This window comes from Oleiphilus sp. HI0125 (assembly GCF_001635355.1).
In genome coordinates, this window is sequence record NZ_LWGF01000514.1 from 1 (window position 1) to 466 (window position 466).

General features: G+C 39.5%; 2 protein-coding genes. Both read right to left on the reverse strand.

Annotated elements, in window-relative coordinates:
* Positions 1-203, reverse strand: a 203-nt coding sequence (locus A3762_RS06480; RefSeq protein WP_304439271.1) for a lipopolysaccharide kinase InaA family protein, incomplete at its 3' end; no start/stop codon positions are given.
* A gap of 17 nt (positions 204-220) precedes the next feature.
* The coding region (locus A3762_RS28275; protein WP_231878746.1) for a glycosyltransferase at positions 221-466 on the reverse strand (246 nt) is incomplete at its 5' end.

The window sequence follows — 466 nt, forward strand, 5'->3', positions numbered from 1 at the left end:
TTAAAGCGGCTAATTAGCCCGCCTCGATAATAGTGGCGCAACACAAGTGCATACTCGTTATGGCGCACAAACCAGGTTGTTCCTCTGCCAGATTCATGACCTTCAACTGCATGAATACTTTGCCAATACTTAGGGTCAAAGTATTCGGTTTTTTGTTCATGGAAAATTCCATGATTAACTTTAATGAAGGTGTTTTTCAGCATGTACGTCATTTATCGATTTAAAGCTTGCTAACCATAGCGGATTTTTGCCAAAGCTCTTTATAAAGTTGCAATGTTTTTTGTGTGGTTTGGCTTTTTTCAAAGTGCGTTTGAACGAATGCGTGAGCATTGTCTCCTACAAGACTTCGTTTGTCAGTTGAGAGAGTGTAAATTTTTTGTAGCGCAGCAATGAAAGATGACTCATTTTGCGCTTTATATAATGCGTACGGAATTAGCTCTGGAGCAATGATGTCTCTACTTGTTCC